This is a genomic window from Streptomyces sp. NPDC059037, assembly GCF_042740015.1.
Classification (GTDB): domain Bacteria; phylum Actinomycetota; class Actinomycetes; order Streptomycetales; family Streptomycetaceae; genus Streptomyces.
This window is the reverse complement of sequence record NZ_JBHYIG010000245.1, coordinates 1-15,258: the sequence shown is the minus strand read 5'-3', so window position 1 is coordinate 15,258 and position 15,258 is coordinate 1. Positions and strand designations below refer to the sequence as shown.

The window sequence follows — 15,258 nt, the reverse complement described above, 5'->3', positions numbered from 1 at the left end:
GTCCTGCACCATGCCGAGGCACTCGCCGAGGCTCCCGGAAAGCGATTCGTCGACTACGAACAGCCGATCCTTGTGGACGGCGAACGGGTCTGGCGGCGCTTCCACGACATCGACTCCTCGGCGGGCGCCTTCGACTACTCCCCGGCGGTCCCCCAGGGGCAGGACCCCTTCGATGTCATCGCCCAGGACATGCTCGGCGCCGGAATCGGCATCACGGGGCGGGTCGGCGCCGCCGAATGCCACCTCTTCGAAGCCGGTGAGGTCGTGAACTTCGGGATCGGCTGGATCGAGGAGAAGCTGGGCCACAGGGCCTGACACCGACCGCGTCTTTGGCCCGGCCGGTGTCAGAGCCGTGACAGTCGCGTGTCTGCTCCGTCGGCGAGTGTTGCCGCAACAACCCGCCACGGAAGGCAATCCCATGACGCAAACGGCTCCCGTCCCGCACGGCCTCCCCATGGAGCGCGATGCGGGTCCCTTCGACCCGCCGAGCCAGATCACCGCGCTGCGCGAGGCCCGCCCCGTCAGTCCCCTGATCTTCCCCGACGGTCACGAGGGCTGGCTCGTCACCGGCTACGACGCGGTCCGCCGGCTCATGGCCGACACCCGGTTCAGCTCCCGTCAGGACATCGGCCCCGTACACGTGCCGTACGAGGTCCCCGGCATGCCCGCCGTGACAGAACCGTCCCCGCAGATCCCGGGCGTCTTCATCGCCATGGACGCGCCGGACCACACCCGGCTGCGGCGCAAGCTGACCGGCGCCTTCACCGTCAAGCGCATGAAGCAGCTCGAGGAGAGCATCGTCGACATCGCCGAGCGTCAACTGGACGAGCTGGCGCGCCTTGCCCCGCCGGTCGATCTGGTCAAGGAGTTCGCGCTGCCGGTGCCGTCCCTGGTGATCTGCGAACTGCTCGGCGTCCCCTACGAGGACAGGGAGACCTTCCAGACCAACTCCGCGAAGTTCATGGAGAGGGACATCGGGCTCGAAGACAAGATGGCCGCGTACACCGGCCTGACCACGTACCTGGCCGAACTGGTCACGCGTAAACGCGCCGAACCAGGCGAAGACATCCTGTCCGACCTGGCCCGCCACGACGACCTCACCATCGAGGAGCTGACCGGCGCCGCCTTCCTGCTGCTGCTCGCGGGGCACGAGACCACCGCCAACATGCTGGGCCTCGGCACCTTCGCACTCTTGGAGCACCCCGAGCAGCTCGCCGAACTGCGCGCCGACCCGGAGCTGATGCCGGGCGCGGTCGAGGAACTGATGCGCTACCTGTCCGTTGCCGACATCTTCTATCGCTATGCCACGGAGGACATCGAGCTCGACGGCGAGACAATCCCCGAGGGATCGACGGTCGTTGTCTCGCTGCTGGCCGCCAACCGCGACCCACTGCGCTTCGACGACCCCGGCACGCTGGACATCCACCGCCAGGCCCGCGGCCACACGTCCTTCGGCCACGGCATCCACCAATGCCTCGGCCAGCAGCTGGCCCGGATCGAGATGCGCGCCGGTTTCGAGGGACTGCTGCGTCGCTTCCCGACCCTCAGGCTCGCCATTCCCGCCGGTGAGGTGAAGCTCAGGAGCGACATGAACATCTACGGAGTGCACGAACTGCCGGTCACCTGGACGGAATCGGCCCGGTAGCGGCACACGAAACTTGCTGGTCGGTCAGCCGGCGACGGCCGACACAAAGGCATCCGGATCGTCGAACATGACGTTGTGCCCGGCCTCCGGAACGGTGATCACTCGTACTCCGGAGGCGGCCAGCTCGTCCCGGCTATCCAGTTCGCCGCTCAGCCCGCCCTGCACGAAGACCCGCTCCATGGGCAGATCCATGAGCATCCTGCGCATCGTGGGCCGCGTCCCCCTCACGAGCCCCGTCGCACTGCGGTGCAGGGCGCGCGGGTCGGCGAGCCGCATGGTCGCCGCCCACTTGGAGCCGACCTTGTCCAGCACGCGCGCGTAGCCGTCAGTGACGAACTCATCCTCTCCGTAGGAGGCGATTCCGCTGCTGCCCGCCGTCGCGACGGGGTTCGGATCGAGATTGGCTTCAGTGAGCACGAGCCGTGACACAAGGTCCCCGCGCCGGTGCGCGAGCACGATGGCCACGGCGCCGCCCATGCTGTGCGCGACGATCTCCGCTCCCGAGATCGCCGCATCGTCCAACACCGCGGCCAGGGCGTCCGCGTGGTTCTCCAGGGTGTAGCCGAAGTCCGCCGGGCGGTCACTGATTCCGTGGCCGGGCAGATCGACGAAGAGTGATCGGCGTCCGGCCAGTTCGGGCCTGGCGGCGATGTGCGCGTGGTAGACGCTCGATGCCGCGCCCAACCCGTGCACGTACACCCGGGCAGGGCCTGAGCCGTCAGCTTCCGTCCAGCGGACACAGCTCCCCTGTGCGTCGAACCTTGTCTCGCGCATCGCCACTCCCCCGCTCTTGTACATCCCGACCACCAGAACAATACATCGGCGACGATGTATTGCGCCGTCGAGGTACAGCGGTCGTACGGCACAATGCACCGCATGCTCGAACTGGCCATCATCGGATTCCTCTACGACGCACCACTGCACGGCTATGAGCTGCGCAAACGCATCACAGCGCTGACGGGGCACGTGCGCCCGGTCGCGGAGAGCACGCTGTACCCCGCGATCATGCGGCTCGAGAAGGCGGGCCTCCTCGCCCGCGAGACTCAGCCCGGATCAGGGGCGGCTCCCCGGCACGTCCTGAGTCTCACGGCGGAAGGGCGGCGCGAGCTGCGCCGCAGACTCGCGGAACCGGGGCAGGCGGACATCACCGACGAGAACCGCTGGTTCACCGTCCTCGCCTTCCTCCGGCATCTGGACGACAAGCCGGCACAAGCCGCGGTCCTGCGGCGCCGTCTGGCCTTCCTGGAGGAGCCCGCCAGCTTCTTCTACGAGGGTGAGCGCCCGCTGCGCGCCGAGGAACTGGACGACCCGTTCCGGCGCGGCATCCTCACCATCGCCCGGGCGACGAGCCGGGCCGAACTCAACTGGCTGCGGGTGACGCTGGATTCACTCCACTGAAGCGGCGGCGGAAGCGTCGCCGTGCGGCACCGGGCAGCCTCGCACCCCCGGCACCGGAAATGTGCCGAGCTCTCCTACCCGATAGCCGTTGGGGTACCCCTTGATCTCCCAGTTCTGCCGGGCGTAATGCGGTGCGGTGCGCGGCGGCATCAGGCGCACGGCACGGCCGCGCAGTCGGACGGCGCCCCTGACCAGTTTGCGGGCGGCGGCACCCGGCGGTTCGTAGCGGAAGGCCCGCAGCAGGGGCTCGTCGAGCAGCGCGAGGGTCGAGGCACGCAACAAGGGCGCCAGGGCGCGCGGATACCAGGACGCCATGAGGTCGAGGGTCGCGTCGGAGACCCTGCGCGCGCCCTCGTCCCACCCGAAGTGGGCCTCTTCGTAGGCATCGAGACAGCGCTCGAAGTCTTCGTAGGACTCCGGGATGTCCTGGATCCCCATGTGCTGCCCCAGGGTGCGGTAGTAGACGGAGGCGGCGACCGTCTCGTGGCGTGAAAGCCGGCGCCATCCGTAGGCGTCGATCCAGCGCTTGGGCATCACCACGAAGGTGCTCAGCACGTACCGCATGTCTTCATTACTGATGTCGTAGCTGCGGTGCATCTGGTTGATGCGGCGGATCGCGTCGCGGCCCTCGTCCGTGCCGAAGCCGTGCTCGACGACGGCGTCGAGCAGCAGGGCCGTGTCGTCGTACCGCTTCTGCGTACGGTCCGTCAGTTCAGCGGTCTCGGCGAGGAGTCGGCCGATGCTGGGAACGGCGTAGGTGCGGTAGAGCGCCAGCTCGAGAGCGCGGGTGAAGTCCCAGGGGAACTCGTACACCGCGGTGAGGCGGTAGATCTTCAGAGCGTCCTTCTCCGGGTCGAGACCCCGGATCTCCTTGAGCCGCTCATAGCGCTTCACCGCGCGGTCCCCCTTCAGTCGACGGAACTCCAACTCTACTTTGGGGTACGTAAGATGGATGATCAACGGCGCCGGCCAGCGCCCGGGGGGGGGAAGGTGGCTCGCATGTTCGGCAAGTTGCGCAAGTTGTGGCGCACGGAGGAAACCATGCACGCCGAGAAGGAGCGTGCCCACAACCTCTTCGAGGCGGCCGCGGTCTACGTGGCGGCCTGCGCGGAGGACGACCAGGACCAGATGGACGAGGCCACCGGCTGGGTGTCGCCGGAAGCCCTGTCCTTCGGTGTCAGCGAGCTGGCGTGCCGCGCGGTCATCGCCCTCGCCCGGGAGCGCGACGAGTCGCCGAAGGACGTGGCGCGTACGCTCCTCGGCCTGCCTGCCGCCTGACATCCGTGTGCGTGGGGTCGGGGCAGGCCAGCGCCTCACCGAGTGGGTTGCCCGTCTCGGCCGCGTGGGCGAGCCGTTCCCGTACGTCGCGCGGCGTGCGGGGGCGGTAGCCGGGGCCTCCGCCGCAGCAGTCCTGCCGGAAGCGCAGCCCGGCGGTGAGGACCGCGCTCAGGGCGCGCCATGCCGCCGTGTCACGTCGCTTGGGCACGGCAAGCGCGGAGCCCGCGTTGAGCAACTGACCGCCGCACTGGGGACAGATGTCGATGCGCACGCGTCCGTAGTCGGCCGTCTTCTTGAAAGAAGCGCGGCACGGCAGACAGACGAAGTGCGAACTGGCTCTGGGCATGACAGCCAGCATAGGCGTGCGGAACGAGGCCGACGAGTGAATTTTCCTGGTCATCCACCCCTCGACGATCAAGCGGACCAGTGGTTAGGGTGCGCCGACGGATGAAGCGATGGGGAGGCTGGCAATGGCCGGAACGGACGACGCAGTCGCCGCCGAGGACGACGCGCTGTACGTGCTGACCGCGGTGCTGCTGACACCCGCGAAGTTCCCGAGCGTGCTCGGTGACGATTATCCGGAGGCGTGCGCGGCCCTGGGACTGGCGCCGCTGGCCGCCGGGTACGGCCTAGTGCTGGGCCAGGACGGCGCCGGAGCCCGGTGGACGGTCGTCGTCGACGATGTGTCGCTCGTCGCCGTGGCGATCGCGTCCTGGGACTGCGGCATGGAGTACGACCTGTCACCCGATGAACGCACGGTGGTCGCCGCGCTGCCCGGCTGGCCCCTGGCCGTGGCCGTCGCCGCGCCCGGTGTGCCCGCTCCCCATGACCCCGAACCGGACCCCGAGGACACGGATCTCACGCCGCTCTCGCCCCCGCAGACCGACACCTGGGGACCCGCCCAACGGCGGCTCGGTGCCGACGAGATCGCGTCGCAGTGGGCGGCCTGGCGCGACCAGATCGATGACGCCGACTTCCAGCCGGACGACGTGGATGCTCAGGCCGATGCTCCACAGGACGCCGACAAGGAGGCTTCTTCGGAGAGCGACGACGCGGATTCCGCGGACGGGTCGCTCACCGGCGTGCGTCGGGTCATGGCGGAGGTACGGGCGTATGTGAGCACTCCCCCGCCCCTGGGGCGCGTGCGGTCGTCGTTCGCCTCCGGAGAGGCCCGAACGTTGCGCGCAGACGGTCCTGGCTGGTCGCTGGTGGCCAGGACCGACGACATCGCGTTCGTCCTGCTGGACGAGGAGCCGGGCGAGGTGCTGCCCGTGGGGCGAGGGCCCGAACTCCCCGGGCTCCTCGAAGCGCTCGACAAGATGGCCGTGCGCCCCGCCTGATCCCCGCCGGTTCGGATCTCCCGGCCCCTGGCTCTACGTCAGTGAGGCGGTCCGGGGTCGACGAGCAGCGCCGCCATGGCCGTGTCGTGGTCCTCGTGGTCCCGGAGGGCCGCGAGTTCACCGCGCCAGGTCTCGTCCCACCCTGTTGCGCGGCTCCCGGCGCGGACCAGGTCGAGGGCCAGCGCCCCGGTCACCGGGGTGCCGCGTTCGCGCAGCAGCCGGACGGCCGCGAGCAGTGCCGCACGCGCGCGTGGGGTGGGCACGTCGACCGAGACGCCCGTGGTGAAGGGCAGCCGTTCGGGGCGTTCCTCGACCAGGGCCAGGAGCTGTTCCCAGCGTTGCGCGTGGTGTTCGCCGTGCCGGATGGCGGCCAGCGCCGCCTTCCATGTCAGCGCGGCCGCCTCGCGATACAGGCCCACGGCCCGCAACGAGAAAGCCACGGCGTCGGCGACGAGGAGCGAGCGCTGAGAGCCTCGTGAGACCGGCAAGGACTCTCCGATGCCCGCGAGACGACGAAGTGCGTCAGCCCTCAGTTCCGGGTCCCTGGCCGCGTCCACGCGTTCCTGGAGCGTACGCATGGCATCCCTGAGGATGGGCCCGCCTTCCGCCCTCAGGGGGAACCACAGCAACTGCTGGGCCGCCGTCTCCCATTCCCATGTGGATCGCTGCCGGTCGGTGATGACGTGGGCCACGGCGCGCATGGCGTCGGTCGATTCCGGTGTGAACCAGGCCGGCAGAGCCCGGCATGCGGCGACGGCGGTCTCCTTGGTGCCCTCCTTCACCAGGCGCGTGAGGAAGGCGGTGTAGGCCACGCCCACGGATTCGCTCACGGCTCCCGCGCGCCCTTGGATCACCACTTCCCTGACCGCGGCTTCGTCCGCCGCCTGGGCAAGACGGTCGGCGATGCCGGGTCGGTCGATCCCGGCGAGGAGGAAGCGAGCGATGACGGCGCGTACGTCGCGGTGCTGGCCCGGCGCGTCCCAGGCCCGCACCAGAGCGTCGAACGCCTCGTCACCGGCGAGCACACCCAGGGCCCGCACGGCCTCTTTGCGGGTGCCCACGGGGGCGTCGGCCGCGCGGGCGACAGGGGCGAGCAGGGCGACGGCTTCCATGTCCGGCATGGCTGCCAGGAGCCGGCGGACGGATGCCATGGCGGCACGCCCCCGTACGCCGCCCGTCGCGGCGTGCCGCAGCAGGATCTCCAACAGCGGCTCGCTTGCGGGCGCGGCAACGTCGTGCGCCACGCCGGGCACCTCGCCCAGCGCCCCGAGTGCCGCCGCGGCGACGGGCTGGGGTGCCGACTCCGCGAGTGCGGTCAGTAGTTCGGCGTCGCGAAGTTGTGCCGCCGCGTCGGCCCGGGTGCGCAGCGGGGCCAGTTCGTCAGTGGCCACGCGCGCGTGGTGCTCGTCCCAGGAGCGGCGCTGTCCGGGGAGCCAGCGGCCGGTGGGGCTCGGGTGCAATGCGGCCGACCAGGCGGACGCCCGAGCACGTACCCGGCCGGTGAGTCCGTCCCGGGCAGCAGCCAGCACAGAGTCCAGCAGGTCGGTTCGCCGGGTGACGAGGGTGCGCAGAACGACCGGCACCACGATGAACGAGGCGTCGAGGCCGATCAGTTCGGCGCTGCGCTGCTCCCTCAGCCGCGCGGGTGCCACCCAGGCCGCCGCGGCGCGGGCCGCGAGGTCCGGGTCGCCGGGCTCCAGGGCGATGCGCCGGACCAGGGTGTCGAGCTCGGGCAACGCGGTGAGGTGGGGTGCGAGGAGTTCGGCGAGGGCCGTGTGGAGTTCGGGGCGTGCTCCCGTGGTGGCCGCTGTCGCCGGCCAGAGGGCTCGTGCCGCCGCCTCGTCGACGTCCAGCGGGGAGACGGGTCGGTGCGAGCGGGGGTCGGAGAGGACCTGGCAGAGCAACTCCGTCGCGTACCCGGCCCGGCTCCACTCGCCGGCCGAGGTGGCGCACTGCACGGTGCGGCGCAGCAGCTGCTCGGCCGCGGCCAGAGTGCGCGCGGTCGAGTCCCGGGACTGGACCGTGGTGATCACCGCGTCGCGCAGGACCCGGTCGGGCACTGCGGCGAGCAGGCGCCGGGTGGTTCCCGCGAGCTGCTGGAGGGCGGCCCTGCGCACCTCTTCCTGGTCGTGCCAGGCTCGCTCGCAGTCGACGGCGATCCGTGCGAACTCGTCCGGGTCACCCTCCAGTTCCGCACAGGCGAGCAACGCGGGCCAGGCCTGCAGACGGTGGTGGACGCGGTGCTGGTCCGCCATGCCGCGCAGCAACGGCTCCCCCAGGGCGAGCGGGAGCGCGACCGCGAGACGGCTCCGTGTCCATTCCTGGTTCGACGAGGACCAGCGCTCCACCCAGGGGGCGACGATCTCTGCCCGGTCGGTCGGTTGAAGGGCAGTGAGCGTGCCGATGGGGACACTGCGCATGGAGCGGCTGCTTCGGGTGCGTTCCTCGACCAGTCGACGTCGGTCCGGGCCGGGCAGCAGCGCCAGCAGGCCGTCCGGTTCGATGTCGTGCCGCCCTGGTCCGCGGTACCGGGATTGCCTCATGGGGCAGCGGCGGGCCAGGTCCACGAGGTCCGCGGGCGGGAGTTCGCGCAGGGCGCGCCGCGTGGCCGATGGCAAGGCGCCTGCGGAGAGGCGCAGTTCGCGGTGTGCGCCGCTCGCGTCGGGGGGCGCGGCACGCAGGATCGCGAGGACGCGGGCCGGACGGCGCAGCAGGGAGCGTGCCGCTCGTGCCGTCAGGAGGTCGGGCGCCCGTTCGAGGAGCAGCAGCCCGGCTTCCGGGTCGCGTTCCGCGGCCAGGCTCGCGACCACGCGGCCGCGGCCTGTGAAGCGGTGGTGCTCGCGAGAGCCGAGGCTCTGCGATTGGGAGGCGAGGTATTCGGCGATGGCGTACGGGGCGGTGCGTGCCAGTGTGCTGAGCACTCCTGGCGGCGGATCGAGCCGGGGGAGCCATGCGGCGACCGTCCGGGCGGGGCATGCGGGCAGGAGTTGTGCGGCCTCCCGGGCTCCGAATCGTTCGTGGACCTGCGGCAGCAGGCGTGCGGCGAGCGCGTGACGACGGCTCAGCCGGAGTACGCGGAAGGTCTCGTGCCGTGCCCGTTTGATGTCGCTCAACGCGAGCTGCTCCAAGGCCGCTTCCGGCACGGGAAGCCGGATGGCGGCCGAGAGGGCACGGCGGCGCAGAAGGGGGTCGGTCAGGGCGTCGGAGATGGACGTGAGGTCACGCCGGGTGACGGCCAGGAAGAGCGCGGTGTGCCGCTCGTCAGGGGCACCGGCGGCGAGGGCCGCGCGGAGTGTCGCGTACGCCTCTGGGGTGAGCGCTCGGGCGTAGCGTGCCAGGGCGCTCATGCGGGCCGGGAAGGGCAGCGGGTCGAAGTGGGCCTTCAGCCAGGCCGACGTCAGCGGCGCGGGAGCGGGTTGGGGCTGGGACGGCGTCTGCGACGCCTCGTATGTGGCCATCAGCGATCACCGTGGGATCGCTGGACGGCCTCCTCTCGGGAAGTCATGTGCCCCATGATCACTGCCGAACCGCGGGTCGCGCAACGGGTTTTCCGCTCGTGGATCCACCGTGGGCCGATCCACGAGCGGGGAAACCGCCGGTTGCCGCGCGCCGGGCTCGGACCGACCAGCGTGGCACCTTTCTTAGAAGCGGCGGGTCAACGGCCTATCTCCTTGCGTGAGGCGCGGCGCAGCCTGCGCCGCTGGGCCGGGTCGAGTGTCAGATACGCCGCGGCCGGGACTCCCAGCACGATCAGGAGGGCGGCCCACCAGGGCAGCCAGATCAACAGGATGAGGCCCGCCGCCACACCTCCTGCGGCGATCTTCGCGTTCTTCGACATGTGCGTCGCCTCCTTCGCGGCTGCTGCCGCTCTCTGTCTTGAGAAACGGGATCGCGCCGCCCACAGTTCCAGTCTGCTCCCCTGATAGACCCCTGAGGCGCGACCCTGACATGACCCTGAGCCGCCTCCGGAATCCGAAGGGCGGCCCACAGGACAGTTCGAAGAGCGGCCGGCGAGCCTATTCGACCCGCAGCGGCTCACCGACCTCGTACATGTGGCGCAGCACCTGCCGGTAGGAATCGACGAATCCCGCCTCCACGTACGGCATCCCCAGCTCCGCGCAGTGGGCGCGGACCAGCGGCTGGGCGCGCCGCAGGCTGGGGCGGGGCATGCTCGGGAAGAGGTGGTGCTCGATCTGGTAGTTGAGTCCGCCCAGGAACCAGTCGGTCAGGAAACTGCCGCGGATGTTGCGCGAGGTGAGGACCTGACGGCTGAGGTGACCCCAGCGCTCGCCGTCGGGATCGGGCATTTCCATGCCCTTGTGGTTGGGCGCGAAGGCAAGACCCAGGTGCAGGCCGAACAGCGCCTGATGGATGGCGGCGAAGGCGATGGCGTGCCCCACGGGCATGGTGACGAGCAGCAGCGTCACGTAGCCGACCAGGTGGGCCACCAGGAGAAGGCCCTCCACGACGCGCTCGCGCGGGCTCTGGCGGCGCAGGTCCTGGAATCCGTAGATCTTCATGGCGACGCCCTGGAGCAGCGTCAGGGGGAAGAACAGCCAGGCCTGGTTGCGGGTGAGCCAGCGCCGGAAGCCGACGCGGACCCTGGCCTGCTGGCTGGTCCAGACGAGGACGTCCGCGGCGACGTCGGGGTCCTTCTCTATGTGGTTGGGATTGGCGTGGTGGCGGTTGTGCTTGTCGTTCCACCAGGCCGAACTCATCCCCAGGAGGAGGTTGCCGTGAATGAGGCCGAGGGCGCGGCTCACCCCGCGGTCGCCGGTGATCTGGGAGTGCCCCGCGTCATGCCCGATGAACGCCGTGCGGGCGCACAGCACCGACAGCACGGGCGCGAGGAGCAGCACCCACCAGGAGCCTCCCATCAGGAACATGCCCGCCGCCGTCGCCGTCAGGGCCAGCGCGTTGACCGCGATGGTCGAGGCGTACCAGCCGGTGCGGCGGCCCAGCAGCCCCTGCTCCTTGACGGTGCGCAGCAGGGGTGCGAAATCGCTTCCGGCAGGCTGCCTTCCGGTGGTGCCTGGGGAACGTTCCGCGACTGCTGCGGCGGCCTGGGGCATGGTGAGGTCTCCGGTCTGTGACTGGATCGGGCGGACTTCACTCAACGTATGAGCCGGTGACCTTGGGCAACCATGGCGCCTTCACCCGTCTTCCACAGGGGGTCAGCACCGCCCCACAGGGGGGTTAGCTACACCCCCGGAGTGGCGTGATCGGGATCACGCCGCCAGCGCTAACGCAGGCTCGGCAACGTGCTGTACTCTCGGCCGCTCCGGTCTCAGTAGTCAAGTTTGAGGAATGCGCCATCGCTGTGCACAGACTCCCCGCCGTGTCACCTTCCGAGATCTCTGAACTGTCCCGCTGTTCTGTGCTGTTCGTGCCCGCCGACCCGGCACGCACCGGCCGGGTGGCCTTCTGGCACCCGGACGGCGACGCGCCGCCCGCCGTCGCGGCCGGCACCGCAGAGGAGCTCACCATCGCCGTGCCCGGCGGGGACGGCGGGGCACGGCCCGGCGACGTCTCGGCCGTACTGCTGCCGGTGCGCGCGGCGCTGCCGGTGCTGACCCGCGCGCGTGCCAGGGCCGGGGCACATCCGACCGCCACGTTCTGGGGGACGGCGGGCGTGCTCGCCCTGCAACTGGCCGCACGCGGCCTGCTGTTGCCCGGTCTGACACCGAGTGACCACGACGCCTGGCGCTCGGGCCCGCTGGGCGCCGACGACCTGCGTCGCCTGCGCGACCTCGCGGCGGCGATGCCTCCGGCCGCACACGCCCTGCCGCTGGACGGCACCGAGCCCCTGCGGCTGCCCCAACCAGAGCGGCTGCTGCGGCAGTTCCTCGACGCGGTGGCCGATACGCTGCCGCGCACCCCCGCCGCCGCGGTCGCCGCCGGCGCGCCGGCCTTCGCCGCGCCGCAGCCGCAACACATCCCCGAGCAGCGGCCCTGGGCCATGGATGTCGCCGCCGGGCACGACGCGGGCGTACGCGTCTCCTTGCGCGTCGAGATCCCCGGGCTCGTGGCGCAGACCTCCGACGAGAGCAGGCTGCAGTTCCGCGCCGTGCTGCAGATGCACAGCGTCAGCGATCCCTCGCTCGTCGCCGACGCGGCCGAGGTCTGGGCCGGTTCGGCCGCCTCGGGGCAGGCCTTCGGACCGCGCTCCCGGATGGACGCGCTGCTCGCGCTGCGCCGCGCCACACGCGCGTGGCCGCCGCTCGCGCCGCTGCTCTCGGCCACCGTGCCCGACGCCATCGAGCTCGCCGACGAGGAAGTGACCGCGCTCCTCGGCGAAGGCTCGCGGCTGCTCGCCGCCGCGGGTGTCGAGGTGCACTGGCCCAAGGAGCTGGCGCGCAACCTCACCGCCCGCGCGGTCATCGGCCCGCCCGACGACGACTCCAGGGACCCCGACAAGCCGTCGTCGGACACCCCGTCGTACCTCTCCGCCGACGCGCTGCTCGCCTTCAACTGGCGGTTCGCGCTGGGCGACAAGGAGTTGTCCCGCGCGGAGCTCGACCAGCTCGCGGAGGCCAACCGTCCCGTGGTGCGCCTGCGTGACCAGTGGGTGCTCATCGACCCCGAAGAGGCACGGCGCGCTCGCGAGGACCAGGACCACAAGGTCACCCCGATCGACGCGCTGAGCGCCGTGCTGACCGGCACCACCGAAGTGGCCGGGCAACGGGTGGACGTCCAGCCGACCGGCTGGCTGGCGACGCTCCGCGAACGCCTCGCCGACCCGGAGGGCATGGAACCCGTCGGGCAGCCGGCTGCGCTCGCCGCGAATCTGCGCGACTATCAGCTCCGCGGTCTGAACTGGCTCGCCCGCATGACCTCGTTGGGCCTGGGCGGCTGCCTGGCGGACGACATGGGTCTCGGCAAGACCATCACGCTGATCTCCCTGCATCTGCACCGGCAGACGGACCCCGAGTCCGCAGGACCCACCCTGGTGGTCTGTCCGACGTCCCTGATGGGCAACTGGCAGCGTGAGATCGAGAAGTTCGCGCCCGGCACCCCCGTGCGCCGTTTCCACGGAGCCCGGCGCGGCCTGGAGGACCTGGCCGACGGCGAGTTCGTGCTCACCACCTACGGCACCATGCGCCTCGACGCGGACAGCCTGGCCAAGGCTCCGTGGGGCATGGTCGTCGCCGATGAGGCCCAGCACGTCAAGAACCCGTTCTCGGCGACCGCCAAGCAGCTGCGCACCATTGGCGCACGCGCGCGCGTGGCACTCACCGGCACCCCCGTGGAGAACAATCTCTCCGAGCTGTGGGCGATCCTCGACTGGACGACACCGGGGCTGCTCGGCAAGCTCGGCACGTTCCGCACCCGCTACGCGCAAGCCGTCGAAGGCGGCAAGGACCCGGCCGCCGCCGAGCGGCTATCGCAGCTCGTACGCCCCTTCCTGCTGCGCCGGCGCAAGTCCGATCCGGGCATCGCGCCCGAGTTGCCGCCCAAGACCGAGACCGACCGGGCCGTCTCCCTCACCACGGAGCAGACCGGTCTGTACGAAGCCGTCGTGCGGGAGACCCTGGCGGAGATCGCCGGTGCCGACGGTTTCACGCGCCGCGGTCTGATCGTCAAGCTGCTCACCGGACTGAAGCAGATCTGCAACCACCCCGCGCAGTACCTCAAGGAGGACGCCCCGCGGATCGAAGGGCGCTCCGGGAAGCTGGAACTCCTCGACGAGCTGCTCGACACGATCCTCGCCGAGGACGCGGGCGTGCTCGTCTTCACGCAGTACGTGCAGATGGCGCGACTCATCGAGCGGCATCTGGCAGCCCGTGGCGTGCCCTCCCAGTTCCTGCACGGCGGAACGCCCATCGCGGCGCGCGAGGCGATGGTGCAGCGCTTCCAGGACGGTGAAGTGCCCGTCTTCCTGCTGTCGTTGAAGGCCGCGGGCACGGGGCTGAACCTGACGCGGGCCGAGCATGTCGTGCACTACGACCGCTGGTGGAATCCCGCCGTCGAGGCGCAGGCCACGGACCGCGCGTACCGCATCGGGCAGGCACAGCCCGTGCAGGTGCACCGTCTGATCGCGGAGGGGACGATCGAGGACCGGATCGCCGAGATGCTGCTGCGCAAGCGGGAGTTGGCGGACGCGGTCCTCGGTGCCGGTGAGGCGGCGCTGACGGAACTCACCGATGCCGAACTGTCGGATCTGGTGGAGCTGCGAGGGGGGACGCGATGAACGACACGTACGACGAGGCGTTCGACGAAACACACGAGGAGTCCGGGCAGGGTGCGCGCCGTCACGAGCGCACCTTCGCCGCGCTGCCGCCCGCGCACGGGCGGGGGTTCGCGCAGAGCTGGTGGGGCCAGGCCTGGCTGAAGGCGCTGGAGGACACGGCGCTGGACCTCCAGCAGCTCAAGGCGGGCCGCAGGCTCGCGCGCGCGGGTGCCGTGGGCGCGGTGTCGGTGCGTCCCGGGCGCATCACCGCGGTCGTCCAGGACCCGGACGGCACTGCGCATCGCTCGGACGTGCTGCTGCAGCAGTTGACCGATGCCGAGTGGGACCGCTTCCTGGGCATGACCGTGGAGCGCGCCGGGCACATCGCGGCGCTGCTCGACCGCGAGATGCCGCCGCATCTGGTGGAGGACGCGGCGGCCGCGGGCGTCGAACTCCTGCCCGGCATCGGCGACCTGGAGCCCGAGTGCGACTGTGACGCGTGGGACCACTGCGGGCACACGGCCGCGCTCTCCTACCAGATGGCCAGGCTGCTCGACCAGGATCCGTTCGTGCTGCTCCTGATGCGCGGCCGTGCGGAGCGTGAGCTCCTTGACGAGCTGCAAGTACGCAGCGTGGCGCAGGCGGAGGCCGAGGAGACCCCGGAGGAGGAGCAGGACGAGGCCCAGGAAGGCGTGTACGCCGCTGTGGCGTACGCCGAGGGCGCCATCCTCCCTCCGCTGCCCGACCTCCCTCCCCTGCCCGCAGAGCCGGGCCTGCCGCCCTCGCTCGACACGGAGGCGGAGCCCGCGCCGGGCATCGACGTGACGGCGCTCGAGTTCCTGGCGGCGCGGGCGGCCGCGGAGGCGCACCGCCTGCTGGCCGAGGCGCTCGCCCCCGGGCACGAACGGCAGCCGGTCGAGGTGGAGTTGACGCCAGGTGAGGACGCCGTGCGGCTGGCCGCCGCGGCGCCGGGCGCGCCGGTGGTGGCGCGGCTCGCTTCGGCGTCCGACCGGGGCAAGGACGGGCTCGCGCTGGCCGTGCGGGCCTGGGAGTTCGGCGGACCCGCCGCGCTGTCCGTGCTCGAGGAGGAGTGGACGCCCGGCGCCGAAGCCCTGGCACGCGCGCGTGCCGCCCTCGACGCGGCCTGGGACGAGGACGAGCGGCCGCAGCTGCGGGCCGCCCGCAACCGCTGGACCGTGGTCGGCGGCGACGCCCAGCTGCGGCACGGGGACGACGGCCGCTGGTGGCCCTACCGCAAGGAACGCGGCCGGTGGACCCCGGCGGGCCCGGCCACCCACGACCCGGCGACGGCGCTGGCCGTGGTGACCGGCAGCGAGTGACACCCACCGGTGCGGGGGGGGGGGGGCGGGGGCCCCCCCCCCCCCCCCCCGCGCCCCCCGCCCCCGGGGCGTTTAAAAAAACGTAGC

Annotated in this window: 13 protein-coding genes; 7 read left to right on the top strand and 6 right to left on the bottom strand. The window is 71.3% G+C overall.

The genetic code is table 11. From position 1 onward, the window contains the following. Together ACFWY6_RS35275 and ACFWY6_RS35270 are read left to right on the top strand one after the other, a co-directional pair. Positions 1-315, top strand: a 315-nt coding sequence (locus ACFWY6_RS35275; protein WP_384699400.1) for an AAC(3) family N-acetyltransferase, incomplete at its 5' end; no start/stop codon positions are given. A 103-nt stretch (positions 316-418) separates the two neighbouring features. Beyond that, a complete protein-coding gene (locus ACFWY6_RS35270) occupies positions 419-1,645 on the top strand; it encodes a cytochrome P450 (RefSeq protein WP_384699397.1) in 1,227 nt (408 codons plus the stop codon). A gap of 24 nt (positions 1,646-1,669) precedes the next feature. Here ACFWY6_RS35270 and ACFWY6_RS35265 read toward each other — a convergent pair whose 3' ends face one another. Beyond that, positions 1,670-2,419 carry an alpha/beta fold hydrolase gene (locus tag ACFWY6_RS35265; protein ID WP_384699394.1) on the bottom strand — a complete coding sequence of 250 codons (750 nt, stop codon included), beginning with the start codon at positions 2,417-2,419 and terminating at the stop codon, positions 1,670-1,672. Positions 2,420-2,521: 102 nt separating this feature from the next. On the opposite strand from ACFWY6_RS35265, the gene ACFWY6_RS35260 reads away from it, so the two are divergent. Beyond that, positions 2,522-3,043 (top strand): PadR family transcriptional regulator, encoded by a 522-nt coding sequence (locus ACFWY6_RS35260; protein WP_384699391.1) that lies wholly within the window; start codon positions 2,522-2,524, stop codon positions 3,041-3,043. Here ACFWY6_RS35260 and ACFWY6_RS35255 read toward each other — a convergent pair. Next, positions 3,032-3,937, bottom strand: coding sequence for an oxygenase MpaB family protein (locus tag ACFWY6_RS35255; RefSeq protein WP_384699389.1), 906 nt, complete (start codon positions 3,935-3,937; stop codon positions 3,032-3,034). The two genes, ACFWY6_RS35260 and ACFWY6_RS35255, sit on opposite strands and share 12 nt — an antisense overlap. Positions 3,938-4,042: 105 nt before the next feature. Here ACFWY6_RS35255 and ACFWY6_RS35250 point away from each other — a divergent pair, with 105 nt between their 5' ends. Beyond that, positions 4,043-4,321 (top strand): hypothetical protein, encoded by a 279-nt coding sequence (locus ACFWY6_RS35250; protein WP_384699386.1) that lies wholly within the window; start codon positions 4,043-4,045, stop codon positions 4,319-4,321. On the opposite strand, the gene ACFWY6_RS35245 is transcribed toward ACFWY6_RS35250, so the two are convergent. Continuing rightward, positions 4,245-4,667 carry a zf-TFIIB domain-containing protein gene (locus ACFWY6_RS35245; protein ID WP_384699383.1) on the bottom strand — a complete coding sequence of 141 codons (423 nt, stop codon included), beginning with the start codon at positions 4,665-4,667 and terminating at the stop codon, positions 4,245-4,247. The two genes, ACFWY6_RS35250 and ACFWY6_RS35245, sit on opposite strands and share 77 nt — an antisense overlap. Before the next feature lie 124 nt (positions 4,668-4,791). On the opposite strand from ACFWY6_RS35245, the gene ACFWY6_RS35240 reads away from it, so the two are divergent. Next, positions 4,792-5,661 carry a hypothetical protein gene (locus ACFWY6_RS35240; protein ID WP_384699381.1) on the top strand — a complete coding sequence of 290 codons (870 nt, stop codon included), beginning with the start codon at positions 4,792-4,794 and terminating at the stop codon, positions 5,659-5,661. A 38-nt stretch (positions 5,662-5,699) separates the two neighbouring features. On the opposite strand, the gene ACFWY6_RS35235 is transcribed toward ACFWY6_RS35240, so the two are convergent. From ACFWY6_RS35235 to ACFWY6_RS35225, 3 genes are all read right to left on the bottom strand, one after another. Beyond that, positions 5,700-9,119 carry a hypothetical protein gene (locus ACFWY6_RS35235; RefSeq protein ID WP_384699378.1) on the bottom strand — a complete coding sequence of 1,140 codons (3,420 nt, stop codon included), beginning with the start codon at positions 9,117-9,119 and terminating at the stop codon, positions 5,700-5,702. A 197-nt stretch (positions 9,120-9,316) separates the two neighbouring features. Beyond that, positions 9,317-9,499: a hypothetical protein gene (locus tag ACFWY6_RS35230; RefSeq protein ID WP_384699375.1), complete on the bottom strand. Its 183-nt coding sequence runs from the start codon at positions 9,497-9,499 to the stop codon at positions 9,317-9,319. A 178-nt stretch (positions 9,500-9,677) separates the two neighbouring features. Further along, a complete protein-coding gene (locus ACFWY6_RS35225; RefSeq protein WP_384699373.1) occupies positions 9,678-10,733 on the bottom strand; it encodes a fatty acid desaturase family protein in 1,056 nt (351 codons plus the stop codon). A 248-nt stretch (positions 10,734-10,981) separates the two neighbouring features. Here ACFWY6_RS35225 and ACFWY6_RS35220 point away from each other — a divergent pair, with 248 nt between their 5' ends. Then, positions 10,982-13,852: a DEAD/DEAH box helicase gene (locus ACFWY6_RS35220; RefSeq protein WP_384699370.1), complete on the top strand. Its 2,871-nt coding sequence runs from the start codon at positions 10,982-10,984 to the stop codon at positions 13,850-13,852. Further along, positions 13,849-15,171: an SWF or SNF family helicase gene (locus ACFWY6_RS35215; RefSeq protein WP_384699367.1), complete on the top strand. Its 1,323-nt coding sequence runs from the start codon at positions 13,849-13,851 to the stop codon at positions 15,169-15,171. The genes ACFWY6_RS35220 and ACFWY6_RS35215 overlap by 4 nt, the downstream gene beginning before the upstream one ends. Positions 15,172-15,258 lie beyond the last annotated feature (87 nt).